General features: G+C 56.3%; 14 protein-coding genes. 9 read left to right on the forward strand and 5 right to left on the reverse strand.

The genetic code is table 11. From position 1 onward, the window contains the following. Positions 1–82: 82 nt before the first annotated feature. Both sbcC and sbcD read right to left on the reverse strand, forming a co-directional pair. Positions 83–3,238 carry an exonuclease subunit SbcC gene (gene sbcC, locus LH86_RS10000; protein WP_039300814.1) on the reverse strand — a complete coding sequence of 1,052 codons (3,156 nt, stop codon included), beginning with the start codon at positions 3,236–3,238 and terminating at the stop codon, positions 83–85. Beyond that, on the reverse strand, positions 3,235–4,452 hold the full coding sequence (sbcD, locus tag LH86_RS10005) for an exonuclease subunit SbcD (protein ID WP_039300817.1): 1,218 nt from the start codon (positions 4,450–4,452) through the stop codon (positions 3,235–3,237). Before sbcD ends, sbcC begins: the two co-directional genes overlap by 4 nt. A 199-nt stretch (positions 4,453–4,651) precedes the next feature. Between sbcD and phoB the strand changes: the two genes are divergently transcribed. The 5 genes from phoB (at position 4,652) to malZ (ending at position 11,939) form a co-directional block, all read left to right on the forward strand. Further along, entirely contained in the window at positions 4,652–5,341 is a 690-nt protein-coding gene (phoB, locus tag LH86_RS10010) for a phosphate response regulator transcription factor PhoB (protein WP_008454506.1), read from the forward strand. 22 nt (positions 5,342–5,363) lie between these two features. After that, positions 5,364–6,671, forward strand: a complete 1,308-nt coding sequence (gene phoR / locus LH86_RS10015) for a phosphate regulon sensor histidine kinase PhoR (protein WP_039300819.1) — start codon at positions 5,364–5,366, stop codon at positions 6,669–6,671. 425 nt (positions 6,672–7,096) lie between these two features. Further along, positions 7,097–8,416, forward strand: coding sequence for a branched-chain amino acid transporter carrier protein BrnQ (gene brnQ / locus LH86_RS10020; protein WP_039300821.1), 1,320 nt, complete (start codon positions 7,097–7,099; stop codon positions 8,414–8,416). Between the two features lie 72 nt (positions 8,417–8,488). Next, complete coding sequence (gene proY, locus LH86_RS10025; RefSeq protein WP_039300823.1) at positions 8,489–9,859, forward strand: proline-specific permease ProY; 1,371 nt, start codon at positions 8,489–8,491, stop codon at positions 9,857–9,859. A 262-nt stretch (positions 9,860–10,121) separates the two neighbouring features. Continuing rightward, positions 10,122–11,939, forward strand: a complete 1,818-nt coding sequence (gene malZ, locus LH86_RS10030) for a maltodextrin glucosidase (RefSeq protein ID WP_039306066.1) — start codon at positions 10,122–10,124, stop codon at positions 11,937–11,939. A 24-nt stretch (positions 11,940–11,963) separates the two neighbouring features. On the opposite strand, the gene LH86_RS10035 is transcribed toward malZ, so the two are convergent. Then, on the reverse strand, positions 11,964–12,881 hold the full coding sequence (locus LH86_RS10035) for a LysR family transcriptional regulator (RefSeq protein ID WP_039300826.1): 918 nt from the start codon (positions 12,879–12,881) through the stop codon (positions 11,964–11,966). Positions 12,882–13,044: 163 nt separating this feature from the next. Between LH86_RS10035 and LH86_RS10040 the strand changes: the two genes are divergently transcribed. From LH86_RS10040 to LH86_RS10050, 3 genes are all read left to right on the forward strand, one after another. Continuing rightward, a complete protein-coding gene (locus LH86_RS10040; RefSeq protein ID WP_039300831.1) occupies positions 13,045–13,686 on the forward strand; it encodes a hydrolase in 642 nt (213 codons plus the stop codon). A 66-nt stretch (positions 13,687–13,752) separates the two neighbouring features. Next, positions 13,753–14,298: an antibiotic biosynthesis monooxygenase gene (locus LH86_RS10045; RefSeq protein ID WP_039300834.1), complete on the forward strand. Its 546-nt coding sequence runs from the start codon at positions 13,753–13,755 to the stop codon at positions 14,296–14,298. A gap of 20 nt (positions 14,299–14,318) precedes the next feature. After that, positions 14,319–16,187 carry an amidohydrolase gene (locus LH86_RS10050; protein WP_039306069.1) on the forward strand — a complete coding sequence of 623 codons (1,869 nt, stop codon included), beginning with the start codon at positions 14,319–14,321 and terminating at the stop codon, positions 16,185–16,187. Positions 16,188–16,240: 53 nt separating this feature from the next. On the opposite strand, the gene LH86_RS10055 is transcribed toward LH86_RS10050, so the two are convergent. Further along, positions 16,241–16,843, reverse strand: coding sequence for a peroxiredoxin C (locus LH86_RS10055; RefSeq protein WP_008454530.1), 603 nt, complete (start codon positions 16,841–16,843; stop codon positions 16,241–16,243). Between the two features lie 200 nt (positions 16,844–17,043). Next, a complete protein-coding gene (acpH, locus tag LH86_RS10060; RefSeq protein ID WP_039300837.1) occupies positions 17,044–17,625 on the reverse strand; it encodes an ACP phosphodiesterase in 582 nt (193 codons plus the stop codon). Between the two features lie 114 nt (positions 17,626–17,739). Between acpH and queA the strand changes: the two genes are divergently transcribed. After that, complete coding sequence (gene queA, locus LH86_RS10065) at positions 17,740–18,810, forward strand: tRNA preQ1(34) S-adenosylmethionine ribosyltransferase-isomerase QueA (protein WP_039290733.1); 1,071 nt, start codon at positions 17,740–17,742, stop codon at positions 18,808–18,810. Positions 18,811–18,886: the final 76 nt, after the last annotated feature.

The following is an 18,886-nucleotide window of genomic DNA, read 5'->3' on the forward strand; positions in this document are numbered from 1 at the left end:
GAGGGTTAGGGTGAGGGTAAAAAACCAGAAGCGGATCTGTGGCTTAAGCCAGCACCGGACATAAAGCGAGCCGGGACAAAAATCACTCCACCGCGAAAACCTTATCCAGCCGGCTGACACCTAACCCGTTAATCTTCTTCACCTTAATCTGCACCGGGATCCGCTCCTTCATCGCTTCAACGTGACTGATCACGCCGATGGTTTTACCGCTGGCGTTCAGCGTATCCAGCGCGTCGAGTGCGGTATCCAGCGTCTGCGCGTCCAGGGTGCCAAAACCTTCATCCAGGAACAGGGAATCAATCCGGGTTTTATGGCTGACCAGGTCGGATAACGCCAGTGCCAGTGCCAGGCTCACCAGGAAGCTTTCGCCGCCGGAAAGCGTGCGGGTGTCACGTACCGCATCGGCCTGCCAGGTATCGACAACCTGTAATTCAAGTGCTTCGCTGTCTTTACGTTGCAGCAGGTAGCGCCCGTGCAGGCGATTGAGCTGATTGTTTGCCAGCCAGACGAGGTTATCCAGCGTCAGACCTTGCGCAAATTTGCGGAATTTATCCCCTTCTTTGGAGCCGATAAGCGCGTTGAGGTAGCCCCAGTCTTCCACCTGCGCTTCACAGGCTTTTATCTCCAGCATTAGCGTCTGCTGGCGAACCCGGTTTTCCTGGTCGTGCCGCAGCTGCTGGGTAATTTGACCCTGTTGTGAAGCATTCTCACGCAGCTGGAGGGCAAGCGCTGAGATCTGTGCGTCCAGTGCACCAGGGGCTGTTTCTTCATGCAGATTTTCTGGCCGTGCCGATAAGTGTTGTGTCAGCGCACTTTCAGCCTGTTCCAGCAGAGTGACCTGCTGCTGATGCTGCCGCTCCAGAAGCTGTTTACGCTGTTCCAGCTCAAGACGCTCGGTCTCTTCCAGCAGGGCGCTGCGGAAATCGTCCTCATCGCTAAACTGGCTGGCCGAAAGCGCATGACTGAACTGCGTCTGCGCCGCCGTACTTTCTTCTTCGCTTTGCTTCAGCTGCTGTTGCAGTGACTGGCGCTGCCCTTCAAGCAGGTTGCAATCGTTATGCAGCGCCTGCCAGTTTTGCAGCGCAGCCTGGTGCTCGTGTTCATCCAGCGGCAGTGGGCTGGAGCCATCGTCCACAAGGGTTGAGAGCAACATGTCGAGAGCGGAGAGCTGCTGGCGAAGCTGCGGCAGTTTGTCCTGCTGCTGCTGCCATTGCTGAGACTCCTTGTGGCGAGTCTCAAGCCAGGTTTGCTCTTCGCCCGGCTCCGGACGTTGGAGACCGACTTGTTCCAGCCCCGCCTGTAGCGAAGCGCGCTGCGCCAAAAAGTCCGCATTCAGCTTTTCATGTTGCTGACTGTCGCGCTGATATTGTGCCTCCAACGCTTGCCGCTCGCCGAGCTGGCGCAGTTGTTGCTCGCGCTGTTCCTGCTCGTCAAGCCAGGCGCTGAGATCGTCCTGAGGCGTTAGCGCGATAGCGAGTTCCGCGCACTGTTGCTGCCAGCGGGCCGAGAGCGACTTTTCTTCTGCCTCAATGGTGCTGCCGGCCTGGGCCAGTTTTTCGCGCTGCTGGCGCTGGGTATCAAGCTGACCTTTAAGGGCAAAGCCAAGCTCTGCAAGTTTAGCCACTTCTTGCTTAAGGGCGGCCAGGCGTTGTTGGTTCTCCCCAGGCTCGAGAGCTTTATACGCCTCTACAGCCGGGTGTTGGGTTGAGCCGCAAAGCGGACACGGCGAATCAGGCTGCAGGCGAGCGCGCTCGGCCTCAAGGCTTTGGATGCGTTTTTCCTGCTCAACGACTTTTTCCAGATCCGCTTCGTGCTGGCGTTTGTCTTTGTACTGCTGGCGCTTTTGCCCCAGCTCAACCTCACGCTCGGCAATCTGTTTCTCCAGCTCGATAAGCTCGCGCTGTTGCTCGGTTTTGCGTTTCTCCAGCGTGGCAAACTGCGGCTGCAGAGTAGCCAACAGCTGGCGAGCAGGCCGGGTTGCCAGCATTCGCTGTAAATGAGTGCTCACTTCATCAGGAGAAAGGCCAAGCTTTGGCTCCGGCAGCGCCTGTAGCTTTAGCCGACTGGCCTCGAGGGCCTGCTTTAGTTCAGTCAGCTGTTTTTCGTCGCGCTGCTGCTGCATGAATGCCATGCGCCAGCCCGTCAGTTCGGCAGACCAAAGTCGATAGCGGTCATTCGCCGCGAGCCAGTCTTCCACCTGCTGAGCTTCACTCTTCAGCCGCTGAGCCTGCTCGGCGGCCAGCATTCGGGTTTTCTGCCGGCGGACGGAAAGCTGCTGTAAGCGGGTAATCACTTTCTCCGCCGCCTCGCTGTTTTGCTTCAGCGACTGCTGTTTTTCCTGCAGCCGCTGCCAGTGAGGGCGAAGTTTTTCGGCGGGTAGGGCTCGGGTGAGTTTCGCCAGCATGGGCTCTGCGTCTTTGAGCGCCTGACTGGCACCCTCGAGCGCCTGTTGCTTTTGGGCTTTGTCGGCGGAAAGCCGGGTTTGCTGGGCCAGCCATTGCTGGTGTAGCTGCTGCTGTTGGTGCTCTGCGGACAGCTTTTTCTCTTCCAGAGTAAGCGCCTGCAAACTCTCGGCAAGCTGCTGTTGCTGCTCTGCGGTTAATAGCGCGACGCCGGAGGCCTGAGCCAGCAGGTTTTCAAGGCGGCTTTTGATTTGCTTATGATTTTCAAACACCGCGGCGGAAACGGTGCCGTAAATTTCCGTGCCGGTCAGCTCTTCAAGCAGCGAGGCGCGGTCGTTGGCATCGGCGTTTAAAAAGGCGGCGAACTGCCCCTGGGAGAGCATCATCGAGCGGGTGAAGCGGTCGTAGTCCAGCCCGGTGAGCGAGGCGATAATCTCCAGCTTGTCTTTGATTTTATCAGCGAGAATTTTGCCATCGTCGATTTGAGCCAGCTCCACGCGAGGTGCCTGAAGATTGCCGTTGGCCGCGTTGCGGGCGCGGTTCTGGCTCCAGAACGCGCGGTAACCCGTGCCTTTTACCTCAAACTCGACTTCAGCCAGGCATTCCGCCGTGTCACGGGTCATCAGGTCATTTTGCGACTGCGACACGGTGTTGAGGCGCGGTGTCTTGTGGTACAGCGCCAGGCAAATAGCATCCAGCAGGGTGGTTTTGCCCGCGCCCGTGGGGCCGGTGATGGCAAACAGTCCGTTACTGGCGAAAGGCTCCTGGGTGAAATCAATTTTCCACTCGCCTTTCAGGGAGTTGATGTTTTTTAACCGCAGGCTGAGGATCTTCATGCCTGTTCCTCCTGCTGGTGCAAATCTGAAAGGGTTTGGGCAAACAGCGTTCTTAGCCTGGCGGCGCGTTCCTCGCTGGTTTCTTCCTGGCTTAGCCGCCGCTCAAAGACCTCTTCAACGCTTAACTCGCTCAGCGTTTCTTTATGCTGGCTGGCAATCACCCGTTCGCGCTGTTCCCGGCTGCGGCGCAGCAGAACGACTTCGACCGGCAAATCGTCGGTGAGCGCCTGCACCTGGCGCTGCATGTCGTGCAGATATTCGTCGGTGGCGATCTCAATATCCAGCCAAACTTTGGGTTCAGTCGGCGCATTTCGCCACTGCTCAAGCTGCTGTTCGATTTCACGCAGAGACCCTTTCACTATGGCCAGCGGCTGGCTGATGGGGACTTCCAGAGGCTCGACGCTGGCCAGCGCCCCGTCGTTGAATGTCACCAGAAAAACGGTTTTCGCTTTGCCGGTTTCGTCGAAGCTCAGCGGAATCGGTGAGCCGCTGTAGCGAATATGTTCCGTGCCGCCAATTTTTTGCGCGCGATGAATGTGCCCAAGCGCAATGTAGTCGGCGGGCGGGAAGTGCTGCGCCGGGAAGGCATCCAGCGTGCCAATATAGATATCGCGCACCGCATCGGATTTCGTCACGCCCACAGTGGTCAGGTGCCCGGTGGCGATAATCGGCAGCGGCCTGTCGTCTCTAAGGGCAGCGGCGGCATCAAAGCATTGCTGATAATGTTCGCTGATGGCCTCCATTAAAGAGCGCTGTTTTTCATGACCGGACAGCCCGGCCTGGCTGCTTTGAATATCGCGAGGACGCAGGAAAGGTATCGGGCAGAGAATCGCCCCCGGCGTGCCGTCTTTTTGATTGAGCAGCAGCGCCTGCTCGTCTTTGTTATGGCGGGCGCTGGCAATCACTCGGGTATTCAGGCAGGCCAGCAGCTCACGGGATTCATTCAGGGTGGCTACGGAATCGTGATTCCCCGCCAGCACCACGAGCTGGCAGCCGGTGCGCTGCAGCTGCACGACAAAACGGTTATACATTTCACGGGCGTAGCTCGGCGGCGAGCCGGTATCAAAGATATCTCCCGCCACGAGGATCGCATCCACCTGATGTTCGACCGCGGCGTTTAACAACCAGTCGAGAAAGGCCTGATGTTCAGAAGCCCGGCTTTTGGTATAGAAGTTTTGGCCGAGGTGCCAGTCTGATGTGTGGAGAATGCGCATAACCTGTCCCATGGCAAAGAGGCGAATTACCGATTATAAGCTATTGAGCTGGCAGCGTAACCGTCAGTAAAAATCCGTGGCTGTCATAATTCAAAAAGGTGAAATATCTGGCCGTCATCTTTTTCATAAATCTGTCATAAATCTGACGCATACTGGCGCACAATTAATAAGAGATGGTCTCTTTTCAACAGGGTAAATCATGGCGAGACGCATTTTAGTCGTAGAAGATGAAGCTCCGATTCGTGAAATGGTGAGCTTTGTGCTCGAGCAAAATGGCTTCCAGTCGGTAGAGGCGGAAGATTATGACAGCGCGGTTAACCTGCTGATTGAACCTTTCCCCGACCTGATCCTGCTGGACTGGATGCTGCCAGGCGGTTCCGGGATCCAGTTTATCAAGCACCTGAAGCGTGAAGCGCTGACCCGGGAAATTCCGGTGATGATGCTGACCGCGCGTGGCGAAGAAGAAGATCGCGTGCGTGGCCTTGAAGTCGGTGCCGATGATTACATCACTAAGCCATTCTCTCCTAAAGAGCTGGTGGCGCGTATTAAAGCCGTGATGCGTCGTATTTCCCCGATGGCGGTGGAAGAGGTGATTGAGATGCAGGGGCTGAGCCTTGACCCGTCCTCACACCGCGTGATGACCGGCGAAGATCCGCTCGACATGGGGCCAACTGAATTTAAGCTGTTACACTTCTTTATGACCCACCCGGAGCGCGTTTACAGCCGTGAACAGCTGCTTAATAACGTGTGGGGAACTAACGTTTACGTTGAAGACCGTACCGTAGACGTGCATATTCGTCGCCTGCGTAAAGCGTTGGAAACAAGTGGTCATGACAAAATGGTGCAAACAGTTCGCGGCACGGGTTATCGTTTTTCAACCCGTTTTTAATATGCTGACAGGAGCGTGACGCGTGCTGGAACGGCTGTCATGGAAAAGGCTGGTACTGGAGCTGGTGCTCTGTTGTATGCCAGCGGCAATTCTCGGATTGATTTTTGGCCACCTGCCGTGGTTTTTACTGGCGGCGGTGACCGCCCTGCTAAGCTGGCATTTCTGGAATTTACTTCGTCTTTCCTGGTGGCTGTGGGTTGACCGCAGCATGACCCCGCCGCCCGGGCGGGGAAGCTGGGAACCTCTGCTGTACGGGCTGCACCAGATGCAGTTACGTAATAAAAAGCGCCGCAAAGAGTTAGGCAACCTGATCAAACGCTTCCGAAGCGGAGCTGAATCTCTACCCGATGCGGTGGTGTTGACCACCGAAGAAGGCACCATTTTTTGGTGTAACGGCCTGGCACAGCAGCTGCTTGGCCTGCGCTGGCCGGACGATAACGGCCAAAATATCCTCAACTTGCTGCGTTACCCCGAATTTTCGCAATACGTGGCGAAGCAGCAGTTTGGTCGCCCGCTGACGCTGGTGCTAAACAATGGCCGTCATCTTGAGTTCCGCGTGATGCCCTACGCCGACGGGCAGTGGCTGATGGTGGCGCGAGACGTCACGCAGATGCATCAGCTTGAAGGTGCTCGCCGTAACTTCTTTGCCAACGTTAGCCATGAGCTGCGCACGCCGCTGACCGTGTTACAGGGTTATCTGGAGATGATGCAGGATCAGGCTCTGGAAGGGCCGCTGCGGGACAAAGCGCTGCATACCATGCGCGAGCAAACCTCTCGCATGGAAGGGCTGGTGAGGCAATTGTTAACGCTGTCGCGCATTGAAGCTGCGCCCACGCTGTCGATGAATGAAAAAATCGACGTGCCGCTGATGCTGCGCGTGGTTGAGCGGGAGGCGCAGACGTTGAGCCAGCAGAAGCAAACGCTCACTTTTAACGTTGAGCCAGGGCTGCAGGTTTACGGCAACGAAGAACAGCTGCGCAGCGCGATCTCAAACCTGGTATATAACGCGGTGAATCACACGCCAGCCGGGACGCACATCACCGTCACCTGGCACAGACTGCCTCACGGCGTAGCGTTCAGCGTGAAGGATACCGGGCCGGGGATCTCCGCCGAGCACATTCCGCGCCTGACGGAGCGTTTCTACCGCGTAGACAAAGCGCGATCCCGGCAGACAGGGGGCAGCGGCCTTGGGCTGGCTATCGTGAAGCACGCCCTTAGCCATCATGATGCACGGCTGGATATCGAAAGCGTACCGGGGCAGGGATCGACGTTTTCGTTCATTCTGCCCGAGCGCTTAATTGCCCCTGAGTCAGCGGTGGCGGCACATTAATTCACCGCAACCGTCAAGTTCGCTTTCCACAGGCCAGTTTTCTGGCCTTTTTGTTTGTATTTTCACCACTCGTTAAGTGATGAATATCGAATTGATGCTTTTTTGTCCGAATGATAAGCCATAACAAAAGCGTATAATCAACTTTATTCACTGCTTATGCGTATTTTTAAAGGATATATTTCTGGTTTCCCGATCCCTTCTTGTCTTCAAACGCTATAAGCGTTTTAATTGCCCCCCTGTTATTACCAGACCGACTGAAATTGCGTGGTAATTCGACTAACTATTCTTCGCCACCGATCCGGAGAAGCATATTCCGCTGTCGTTACCGGTAATAACCGCGTTTTTACCGAACGTTATTTGGACTGAACGTCGGTTTAAAAATTTGAGCATTTTCAACACCACACATCCACAGGCTGCTTTATTTTATGACCTATCATTTGAAATCTCGTGACATCATCGCGCTGGGCTTTATGACCTTTGCGCTGTTTGTGGGCGCGGGCAACATTATTTTCCCTCCTATGGTTGGCTTACAGGCTGGCGAGCACGTCTGGACGGCGGCGCTTGGCTTCCTGGTGACGGCGGTAGGTTTACCCGTTCTGACTATCGTGGCGATTGCCCGCGTGGGCGGTGGTATTGATAGCCTCAGCTCGCCGATTGGCCGCCGCGCCGGTATTTTGCTGGCGACGGTCTGCTACCTGGCTGTAGGGCCGCTGTTTGCCACGCCGCGTACCACCACCGTTTCCTTTGAAGTGGGGATTGCCCCGCTGACCGGCATGGGTGATATGCCGCTGTTTATCTACAGCGTGGTCTACTTCGCGCTGGTGATCGGGATTTCTCTTTATCCTGGTAAGCTGCTGGATACCGTGGGCCACGTGCTGGCACCGGTGAAAATCATCGCGCTGCTTATTCTGGCGGCCGGGGCGGTGTTGTGGCCAGCCGGTGGCTTGAGCACGGCGACTGAAGCCTACCAGAACGCGGCGTTTTCTAACGGCTTCGTGAACGGCTACCTGACGATGGACACGCTGGCGTCGCTGGTGTTCGGGATTGTTATTGTGAATGCCGCGCGCTCTCGCGGTGTAACCGAATCTCGCCTGCTGACCCGCTACACGATTTGGGCTGGTCTGATTGCCGGTATCGGCCTGACGGTTATCTACCTGGCACTGTTCCACCTCGGTTCCGACAGCGCGAACCTGGTCGATCAGAAAGCCAACGGCGCGGCTATTCTGCACGCCTATGTGGCACATACCTTTGGCGGGGCCGGTAGCTTCTTCCTCGCGGCGCTGATTTTCCTGGCTTGCCTGGTTACAGCCGTTGGCCTGACCTGCGCCTGTGCGGAGTTCTTTAGCCAGTATCTGCCGCTCTCTTACCGCTCGCTGGTATTTATCCTCGGTCTGTTCTCGATGGTGGTGTCCAACCTGGGCCTGAGCCACCTGATTCAGATTTCGATCCCGGTGCTGACGGCAATTTATCCACCTTGTATCGCGCTGGTGGTGCTGAGCTTTACTCGTCCGTGGTGGAACAACTCCACCCGCGTTATCGCCCCGGCGATGCTGATAAGCCTGCTGTTTGGTATCATTGACGGCATTAAGGCATCGGCCATCAGCGACATGCTGCCTGGCTGGGCGGCGAAACTGCCGCTGGCGGATCAGGGACTTGCGTGGTTGCTGCCGACCGTTGCGATGGTGGTGATCACCGCCATCTGGGACAAAGCAGCAGGGCGCCAGGTCACCTCCGCCGCCCACTAAGTTTTTGATTGCTAAGCAACCACGGAGTCGTCCTCCGTGGTTTTTTTATTGTAAAGCGTGGTACTTGGATTCATGGAAAACACCAACAAGCTCAAGCGCGGTTTGAGCACCCGGCACATTCGATTTATGGCGCTGGGGTCGGCGATTGGCACAGGGTTATTTTACGGTTCGGCGGACGCCATCAAAATGGCGGGGCCGAGCGTTTTGCTGGCGTATATCATCGGCGGCGTCGCGGCCTATATCATCATGCGCGCTCTGGGCGAAATGTCGGTGCACAACCCCGCTGCCAGCTCGTTTTCCCGCTATGCTCAGGACAACCTTGGGCCGTTGGCGGGCTACATTACCGGCTGGACCTACTGCTTTGAGATTTTGATTGTTGCTATCGCCGACGTGACCGCGTTTGGGATCTATATGGGCATTTGGTTCCCGGCGGTCCCGCACTGGGTCTGGGTGCTTAGCGTGGTGCTGATTATCAGCGCTATCAACCTGATGAGTGTGAAGGTGTTCGGCGAGCTGGAGTTCTGGTTCTCGTTCTTCAAGGTTGCCACCATCATCATCATGATTATTGCCGGGATCGGCATTATCGTGTGGGGGATTGGCAACGGCGGCCAGGCAACCGGCATCCATAACCTGTGGAGCAACGGCGGCTTCTTCAGTAACGGCTGGCTGGGGATGATCATGTCCCTGCAGATGGTGATGTTTGCTTACGGCGGGATTGAGATTATCGGCATCACCGCAGGTGAAGCGAAAGATCCGCAAAAATCCATTCCACGCGCCATCAACTCCGTGCCGCTGCGTATTCTGGTGTTCTACGTGGGGACGCTGTTCGTCATCATGTCCATTTATCCGTGGAACCAGGTGGGCACTGAAGGCAGCCCGTTTGTGATGACCTTCCAGCATATGGGCATCACTGCCGCGGCCGGTATTCTGAACTTTGTGGTTATCACGGCTTCGCTCTCGGCGATTAACAGCGATGTGTTTGGCGTGGGCCGAATGCTGCACGGCATGGCCGAGCAGGGGAGCGCGCCTAAATTCTTCGCTAAAACCTCCCGCAACGGTATTCCGTGGGTCACTGTTGTAGTGATGGCCTGTGCGTTGCTGCTGGCGGTGTACCTGAACTACATCATGCCGGAGAACGTCTTCCTGGTGATTGCGTCGCTGGCAACCTTCGCTACCGTTTGGGTGTGGATTATGATCCTGCTGTCGCAGATTGCCTTCCGCCGCCGCCTGTCGCCGGAAGAGGCGAAAGCGCTGAAGTTCCCGATCCCCGGCGGCGTGGCGACGACCGTGGTGGGTCTGGTGTTCCTGGTGTTTATCATTGGGTTAATTGGCTACCATCCGGAAACCCGTATTTCGCTGTACGTGGGCTGCGGCTGGATTGTGCTGCTGCTTATTGGCTGGGTTGTTAAGCGCCGGGCGAACGCGCAGTCATTGCCAGTTTAGTGGCTGATTCGGTTCGAGCGTCGCTTCTGGTTTACCCTCACCCTAACCCTCTCCCTGCAAAGGAGAGGGGATAAGAGGGTTAAATAAAGTTCTCCTCATTCGGTTTTCCCCCTCGCCCCTCAGGGGAGAGGGCCGGGGTGAGGGGAATAATTTCTCCCATCTCCACCCCTTCTGTCCTCCCCCAAATTAACCCGGAATGATGAGTGATAAAGCCTTATGCTGTGGCAAGGTGGCGTCATTTTTAAGCGATGGGAAAGTTACTATGTTGAATGCCTGGCACCTGCCGGTGGCGCCGTTTATCCAGAAGCGGGAACGAAGCCTTGTCATCACCCTGTGGCTGGCGGGGGAAGACCTGCCGGAGAAAGTGATTCTGCGCGGCGAGAAAGATAACGAAGAGATCTCTCTGGCTATGACGCGCCAGAAACAGGCTCCCCTTGAGGGGGTTGTCGCTTGGAAAGTTACCCTTGATACCGCCGAAGGGCAGCCGCGCCGTCGCTACAGCTTTAAGCTGCTCTGGCAGAACAGGCAGCGCTGGTACACACCTCAGGGCTTCCAGAAAACACCTCCGGCCCGGCTGGAACAGTTCGCCTTCGATACGCCGGATGACGGCCCGGACTGGGTGCAGGATCAGGTGTTCTATCAGATCTTCCCGGATCGTTTTGCTCGCGGTGCTAATCGCCAGCCGGAGCAGGATAACGTTTATTTTCATCACGCTGCCGGGAGGGATATCGTCCGCCGGGAATGGGATGAGCCTTTAACCGGGGAAGCCGGAGGATCGACCTTTTACGGGGGCGATCTGGACGGTATCAGCGAAAAGCTGCCGTACCTGAAAAAGCTCGGCGTGACGGCACTTTATCTGAACCCTATTTTTACCGCGCCCAGCGTGCATAAGTACGACACTCAGGATTACCGGCAGGTGGACGAGCAGTTTGGCGGTAACGCCGCTTTCCTGCGGCTGAGAGAAAATACGCGGCGGCAGGGTATGAAGCTGATGCTGGACGGCGTTTTTAACCACAGCGGAGATACGCACGGCTGGTTTGACAGGCATCAGCACGCTGAGAACGGCGCCTGCCATAACCCGCAGTCACCGTGGCGCGACTGGTACAGTTTTTCTGACGAAGGGATGGCACTGGACTGGCTGGGCTATTCCAGCCTGCCTAAGCTGGACTACCGTTCGGCCACGCTGGTGGATGAAATTTACCGGGGAGAGCAAAGCATTGTGCGTCATTGGTTGAAGGAGCCCTGGGGCATTGACGGCTGGCGGCTGGACGTGGTGCATATGCTGGGTGAAGGCGGCGGGGCGAAAAATAACCTGCTGCACGTTAGCGGCATTACCCGGGCGGCAAAAGAAACCAAACGGGATGCTTACGTTCTCGGCGAGCACTTTGGCGATGCCCGGCAGTGGCTGCAGGCCGATGCCGAAGATGCCGCCATGAACTATCGCGGTTTTACTTTCCCGCTGTGGGGATTTTTGGCGAACACTGATATCTCTTACGAGCCGCAGGATATCGACGCCCAAACCTGTATGGCATGGATGGAAGAGTATCGCTCAGCGCTTTCCCACCAGCAGCAGCTGCGTATGTTTAACCAGCTCGACAGCCACGATACCGCCCGCTTTAAATCGATTCTTGGGAAGGATGTTGCCCGCCTGCCGCTGGCCGTCATCTGGCTGTATGCCTGGCCCGGCGTGCCCTGTATTTACTACGGTGATGAGGTGGGGCTGGACGGCAACAACGATCCTTTCTGCCGCAAGCCTTTCCCGTGGCAGACGCAGGATCAGGATGCAGATCTGCTGGCGCTTTATCAGCGGCTTGGCAAGCTGCGCAAACAGAGCCGGGCGCTGCGTCACGGCGGCTGCCGGGTCATCTACGCTGAGCAGGACGTCGTAGTGTTCGTGCGGGCTTATCAAAACGAACGTGTTCTGGTGGCAATCAACCGTGGCAATGCAGCTCAGGTCACGCTCCCGTGGGATGCCCTGCTGAGCGGCAGAGCCTGGACGCAGATGGAAGGCGAGGCGGCGCTCATTAACCGCGAGCTGAGCTTGCCTGCCGTCAGCGCAGCGGTCTGGCGCAGTCTTTAGGTCGTCTACCCGGCGGGGAGAGGTTTAGCTCTCCGTCGGGGGCTGATACAGGGCGTTGACCAAATCCCCTTCAATGATCTTTTCTCGCCACCAGCGTGCGGCCAGGCCTTCGCCCCGGTTATGCCAGCCGATGTAGGTCACATCCGTCTGACGGAACGACACAACCGGTTTTTCAATCAATTTGCCGCTGTTCAGCAGTGGCTGGGCAATGTGGCGGGGTAAAAATCCACAGGCCAGGCCTGATACCAGAATCGCGACCTTGCTCGGGAAGTCGTACACCACCACGCGCTCTTGCTCTTCAATGTAATTGGTGTTGATTGGCTGGCAGTAACGCGCCGTATCGCCAATGATGGCCGCACGATGGCGGCAAACTTCGTCGCTGGAAAGCACATGTTCCGCTTTTGCCAGCGTGTGTTTGGGGGAGACGACAAACACGTTGTCCAGCGTGCCCAGCATCTTGTAGGAGTACTCGGATGACGTCGGCGGCTCGTTAATGGCACCGAGAATAATGTTCGCGCCGTTGTGGGTCAGCTCTTCCCAGGCACCTGCCAGCGTATGGTGGGTAAAATTAAGCGTGGTCTGTTGGTCGAGGGCGTAGAACTCGTCCATCAACGGCAGCAGAAGGTGGAAGGGAAATGAACCGTCCAGCGCAATGGTAAGCGTTTTTTCCCAGCCGGAGGTTGAGCGCAAAGCCTGGCTTTCCAGATCCTTCGCAGCGCTGAGCACCATTCGCCCTTTTTCCAGCACAATCCTGCCGGTGTCGGTAAATTTAGCCCGATGGCCCGAGCGATCCAGCAGTTTAATATTCAGATCGTTTTCCAGCTTTTGCACCATATAACTCAGCGCGGCTGGCGTTTTAAACAGCGATTCAGCGGCGGCGGCAAAACTGCCGTGCTTGTCTAAGGCATCAAGAATAAGCAGCACATCTAAATTTACGCGCATAGTGATAATCCGTTCGGGCTTTGTCCTTGCAAAAGTCTATCACCAAAAAATTAAATAAGACGTTAGAAAATTCCGGCTATCAACCCTGCGGCAGTATGCAGAAAATAAAGGCGTCATCCAGAGATGGATGCCTTAATAACTCATTGATAGCTGAGGGAATAAAATGTCTATTCGTGAACTGATTGACCCAACTAACTCCGCCCTTATTTTCATCGATCACCAGCCGCAAATGGCTTTCGGCGTGGCGAATATTGACCGCCAGACCCTGAAAAATAACACGGTGGCGCTGGCAAAGGCGGGCAAAATATTTAAGGTTCCGACGATTTATACCTCCGTCGAAACCAAAAGCTTCAGCGGCTATATCTGGCCTGAATTATTAGCCGTTCATCCTGAAATTAAGCCCATTGAGCGTACTTCCATGAACTCCTGGGAGGATAAAGCCTTTGTTGAGGCGGTGAAGGCGACGGGTCGTAAAAAACTGATTATTTCAGCGCTGTGGACCGAAGTGTGCCTGACCTTCCCGGCGCTGATGGCGCTGGAAGAAGGCTTTGAAGTGTATGTGGTGACCGACACTTCTGGCGGGACTTCTGTGGATGCCCACGAGCGCGCGATTGACCGGATGGTGCAGGCTGGCGCCGTGCCGGTGACCTGGCAGCAGGTTCTGCTGGAGTACCAGCGCGACTGGTCACGCAAAGAAACTTACGACGCGGTGATGAACCTGGTTCGTGACCACAGCGGGGCTTACGGCATGGGCGTCGACTACGCTTATACGATGGTTCACGGCGCGCCGGAACGTAAAGCCTGATGGATCACACTCGGGGCGGGTTCGCCGCTCCGTTTTTCCTCCCCATTCTGACTCAGGAATTGCGGCATGGCCGACAACAATACCGTTACGCTGGTGATCACCCACGCAATCCGGCCAGGCGAGGCTGCTCGCTACGAGCAATGGCTGGAAAAGATCATGCCGACCGCCGCTCATTTCCCCGGTCATCTTGGGGTGCATGTGATTCGCCCCACGGCCGGGAACGACACCTATAACGTGGTGATTCGCTTCGACACGCTTGAACATCTCAATGCCTGGACTGACTCCCCTGAGCGCCATCGCCTTGTGGAAGAGATCAAATCCTCCCTTGCCGACGATGACAAAGTACAGGTGCACACCGAAACGGCTTTCTGGTTTACCCCGGAAAGCGCGACGGTGAAACGCCCGCCGCAGTGGAAGCAGTTCCTGATTACGCTGCTGGTTATCTTCCCCAGCACCAACCTTGTGCCGTGGGTGACGGGGATGTTATTCCCCGGCTTACGCGGCACGCTTCCCGGGCACTTGCTTAACGATGCCTGTGTGGTGGCGCTGGTGGTCTGGCTCTGGATGCCGATGGTGACGAAGTTGTTTGCTGGTTGGCTTAAAAAAGCATGATTTCTCAGGAGTCCCTGATTATGTCTCAACACGCCTCACTGATTTTGACTCATGGCCAGTTTCACACGCTGGATAAAGAAAATCCGCTGGTCGAAGCGGTAGCGATTAAAGACGGTAAAATTCTGGCGGCGGGCAGCACCGCCTATGTGATGAGCTTTGCCGGAGAAGGTACTCAGGTCGTCGATTTGAAAGGCCACACGGTTATCCCGGGCCTGAACGACTCCCACCTGCACCTGATTCGCGGTGGACTGAACTACAACCTTGAGCTGCGCTGGGAAGGCGTGCCTTCGCTGGCCGATGCCCTACGTATGCTAAAAGAACAGGCGCTGCGTACGCCGTCACCGCAGTGGGTCCGCGTGGTGGGGGGCTGGACAGAGTTCCAGTTTGCCGAACGCCGTATGCCCACCATCGAAGAGTTAAACGAAGCTGCGCCCGATACGCCGGTATTCGTTCTGCATCTGTATGACAGAGCCTTGCTCAACCGGGCCGCGTTGAAAGCGGTGGGTTACACCAAAGAGACGCCGAATCCGCCGGGCGGTGAGATTGTCCGTGACGGCAACGGAAATCCGACCGGAATGCTGGTGGCGAAACCTAACGCGATGATCCTTTATTCCACGCTGGCAAAAGGGCCGAAACTGCCGCTGGAGATGCAGGTGAACTCAACGAGGCAGTTTATGCGCGAGCTGAATCGCCTGGGCGTGACCAGCGCGATCGATGCGGGCGGTGGTTTCCAGAACTACCCTGAGGATTACCAGGTTATCGACGAGCTGCACAGCAAAAAACAGATGACGGTGCGGATTGCCTATAACCTGTTTACCCAGCGCCCTCAGCATGAGCTGGAAGATTTTGAAAAATGGACCGACATGCTGACGCCGGGGCAGGGTACCGATTTCTACCGCGCCAACGGGGCCGGCGAAATGCTGGTGTTCTCGGCGGCTGACTTTGAAGACTTCCTGCAGCCACGCCCGGATTTGCCGGACGGTATGGAGCAGGAGCTGGAGCGAGTGGTGCGCCATCTGGTTGAACACCGCTGGCCGTTCCGGCTGCATGCCACCTACAACGAGTCCATCAGCCGTATGCTGGACGTGTTCGAAAAGGTGAACCGCGATATTCCGTTCAACGGCCTGCACTGGCTGTTTGACCACGCGGAGACGATTACCGAGCGCAACATCGACCGCGTTAAGGCGCTGGGCGGTGGGATTGCGGTTCAGCACCGTATGGCTTTCCAGGGGGAATACTATGCGGAGCGCTACGGGATTGAGGCGGTGAAACAAACGCCGCCGGTGGCGAAAATGCTCGCGGCGGGCGTACCCGTGGGGTTGGGCACAGACGCCACGCGAGTGGCCAGCTACAACCCCTGGACGGCGCTTTACTGGCTGGTGTCCGGGCGCACGGTGGGCGGGATGCAGATGTACGACGAGAATAACCGCATGTCCCGCGATGTCGCCCTTGAGCTATGGACCGCGGGCAGCGCCTGGTTCTCTAACGAGCAGGGTAAGAAAGGGCGGATTCAGGCGGGGCAACTGGCTGACCTGGTTGTGCTGTCTCAGGACTACTTCAGCGTGCCGGAAGAGGCTATCAAGGGTATTGAATCGGTGATGACCGTGGTGGATGGAAAAGTGGTTTACGCGACCGGCGACTTTACGCCTTTGGCTCCGCCAGCCATTCCTGTTCTGCCAGACTGGTCGCCAGTGGTGACCGTGCCGGGGCATTACCGTTCCGCCCCGCCTGCGGCAGCAAAAGTAGGGATGATGGCAACGGTTCATCAGTGCTGTGGCAGCTGCAACGTCCACGGGCATCAGCATGATGTGGCGCGTAATTCCTCGATTCCTGTCGGCGATGAGACGGCGTTCTGGGGCGTGATGGGCTGTTCCTGTTTTGCTTTCTGACAAAAAATAAAAAAGGCCGCAATCGCGGCCTTTTCTTCGAACTTGCTTAGCGATTACAGCTTAGCAACGTTCTCGCTCAGGTACTTAGCAACGCCGTCCGGAGACGCGTTCATGCCTTCTTTCCCTTTTTCCCACTGAGCCGGGCACACTTCGCCGTGCTCTTCGTGGAACTGCAGCGCGTCAACCATACGCAGCATTTCGTCGATGTTACGACCCAGTGGCAGATCGTTAACCACCTGGTGGCGAACGATACCGGCTTTGTCGATCAGGAAGGAGCCGCGCAGTGCAACGCCCGCTTCCGGGTGTTCGATGCCATAGGCTTGCTGGATTTCACGTTTGATATCAGCAACCATCGCGTATTTCACTTCGCCGATGCCGCCTTTATCAACCGGGGTTTTACGCCATGCGTTGTGTACGAACTCGGAGTCAAAAGATACACCAACGACTTCTACGCCACGTTTCTGGAATTCTTCGTAACGCTTGTCGAACGCGATCAGTTCAGACGGGCAAACGAAGGTGAAGTCCATCGGCCAGAAGAACACAACGGTGGCTTTACCGTTGGTGTGTTTTTTGAAGTTGAAGTTTTCAACAATTTCGCCATTGCCCAGAACGGCAGCAGCGGTAAAGTCAGGGGCTGGACGAGTAACCAGGACCATATGTACTCCTGTTAATTTTGTTAAAGTGAATGTTAACGCAACGGGGGGAGTATAGGGGCTCCATTCCATGTAGCTCAATGGCATCTTGCCAATCAATCAGATAGGTTTTGGCTATCAAAAAGACGCATATGTTGATGCCGGTAACCAAGATAGCCCTTTTTCCGAAAAGGGCAAGTTGTTCTAACGTGAACCGGGAACGATCACAAACTTTTTTGTTCCGCCATCGCCATCATGCGCGGGTAGAACTGCCAGAACAATGCCTCCAGTTGGTCATAATGGGCGTCGAGATCGTGCCAGGAATCTCGCAGGGCATCGAGTTTTGGTCTACGGCTTGCCATCCCATTGAGAACGTTAGCAATAAAGTCCATATCCTGATAACGCTCCAGCCAGCGTTCGCGCCACAAATAGTTATTAAGATTAATGAAACGCGGCGGCGTGTCGTCAAGCTTGGGCACAATCTGCCCGCGAGCATAGGCGACAAAATCCTCGAGCCCGATATCCGGGCAGACTTTATGCCAGTGGCGTGACAGGAAGTGGTCCCACATAATATCCAGAGAAATCGGCGACACTCGCCGCGTCTTTGGGCTGAACCAGCCGCGGGCGAGAGCCACTTCCGGCAGTCCGTCCGTGAGGGCATCGACTCTGCGGTGCATATAAATGCCGGCCACGACCTCGGGCGAAAAGCTGTCGTCCGGGCTGCCGCGCACGAAATCCGCCAGCAAATTTCCCAGCAGTGAACTTTGGGCCAGATGTGCCAGATGCAGGTGGGCGAGAAAATTCATCGAATAGTTATTCCATTTATGGCGTTAAAACGGCCTGAGCAGGGTAAACGTGTTGCAGGGAAAGCCCCCTGCCACTAGACTAAGCCGCCTGTTTTTAAGTCTGAGTGCTATACCATGCGCGTTGCTGATTTTTCCTTTGAACTGCCTGAATCCCTGATTGCTCATTATCCGCAAGCCGAGCGCAGCAGCTGCCGCTTGCTGTCACTTGACGGGCCGACGGGCGCATTGGCGCATGGCACTTTCACCGATTTGCTCGACAAGCTCAACCCCGGCGACCTGCTGGTGTTCAATAACACCCGCGTTATCCCGGCTCGCCTGTTTGGCCGGAAAGCCAGCGGCGGGAAAATTGAAGTGCTGGTCGAGCGAATGCTGGATGATAAACGCATTCTGGCACACATTCGCGCCTCTAAAGCGCCAAAACCCGGTGCTGAATTGCTGCTGGGCGATGATGAAAGCGTACACGCCACCATGGTTGCGCGCCATGATGCCCTGTTTGAAGTCGAGTTTAACGACGAACGCGCCGTACTTGATATTCTGAATAACATCGGCCATATGCCGCTGCCACCGTACATCGACCGCCCGGATGAAGAAGCCGATCGCGAGCTTTATCAAACGGTTTATAGCCAGAAGCCGGGGGCGGTTGCTGCGCCGACAGCAGGCTTGCACTTTGACGAGCCGTTGCTGGAAAAGCTGCGCAATAAAGGTGTCGATATGGCGTTCGTCACGCTGCACGTCGGGGCGGGGACGTTCCAGCCGGTGCGCGTGGACAGCATCGAAGACCACATCATGCACTCTGAATATGCCGAAGTGCCTCAGGATGTTGTGGACGCAGTGCTGGCCTGTAAAGCGCGCGGCAATCGCGTTATTGCGGTCGGAACCACGTCGGTACGCTCCCTGGAAAGTGCCGCTCAGGCTGCGAAAAATGACCTGATCGAGCCGTTCTTCGGCGATACCCAAATCTTTATCTACCCGGGCTATCAGTACAAAGTGATCGACGCGCTGGTGACGAATTTCCACCTGCCGGAGTCTACGCTGATTATGCTGGTCTCCGCGTTTGCCGGTTATAAAAATACGATGCACGCTTACCACGAAGCGGTGAAGGCGGAATATCGCTTCTTTAGCTACGGTGATGCGATGTTCATTACCTGTAATCCGCAGGCGATAAACGAGCGCCCGGGGGCGTGATTGCCCCTCACCCTAACCCTCTCCCCATGGGGGAGAGGGGATAATAAGGGATGTATGCTCTCTCCCCGGTGAGAGT

Origin of the sequence: Cedecea neteri, from assembly GCF_000758325.1 — a bacterium.
In the GTDB taxonomy this organism is placed as follows: Bacteria; Pseudomonadota; Gammaproteobacteria; order Enterobacterales; family Enterobacteriaceae; genus Cedecea; species Cedecea neteri_B.

What these genes read in the sequence shown, in the direction of transcription:
- sbcC (WP_039300814.1), bottom strand. Translation starts at nt 3,238, where the DNA reads ATGAAGATCCTCAGCCTGCGGTTAAAAAACATCAACTCCCTGAAAGGC.
- sbcD (WP_039300817.1), bottom strand. Translation starts at nt 4,452, where the DNA reads ATGCGCATTCTCCACACATCAGACTGGCACCTCGGCCAAAACTTCTAT.
- phoB (WP_008454506.1), top strand. Translation starts at nt 4,652, where the DNA reads ATGGCGAGACGCATTTTAGTCGTAGAAGATGAAGCTCCGATTCGTGAA.
- brnQ (WP_039300821.1), top strand. Translation starts at nt 7,097, where the DNA reads ATGACCTATCATTTGAAATCTCGTGACATCATCGCGCTGGGCTTTATG.
- proY (WP_039300823.1), top strand. Translation starts at nt 8,489, where the DNA reads ATGGAAAACACCAACAAGCTCAAGCGCGGTTTGAGCACCCGGCACATT.
- malZ (WP_039306066.1), top strand. Translation starts at nt 10,122, where the DNA reads ATGTTGAATGCCTGGCACCTGCCGGTGGCGCCGTTTATCCAGAAGCGG.
- LH86_RS10035 (WP_039300826.1), bottom strand. Translation starts at nt 12,881, where the DNA reads ATGCGCGTAAATTTAGATGTGCTGCTTATTCTTGATGCCTTAGACAAG.
- LH86_RS10040 (WP_039300831.1), top strand. Translation starts at nt 13,045, where the DNA reads ATGTCTATTCGTGAACTGATTGACCCAACTAACTCCGCCCTTATTTTC.
- LH86_RS10045 (WP_039300834.1), top strand. Translation starts at nt 13,753, where the DNA reads ATGGCCGACAACAATACCGTTACGCTGGTGATCACCCACGCAATCCGG.
- LH86_RS10050 (WP_039306069.1), top strand. Translation starts at nt 14,319, where the DNA reads ATGTCTCAACACGCCTCACTGATTTTGACTCATGGCCAGTTTCACACG.
- LH86_RS10055 (WP_008454530.1), bottom strand. Translation starts at nt 16,843, where the DNA reads ATGGTCCTGGTTACTCGTCCAGCCCCTGACTTTACCGCTGCTGCCGTT.
- acpH (WP_039300837.1), bottom strand. Translation starts at nt 17,625, where the DNA reads ATGAATTTTCTCGCCCACCTGCATCTGGCACATCTGGCCCAAAGTTCA.
- queA (WP_039290733.1), top strand. Translation starts at nt 17,740, where the DNA reads ATGCGCGTTGCTGATTTTTCCTTTGAACTGCCTGAATCCCTGATTGCT.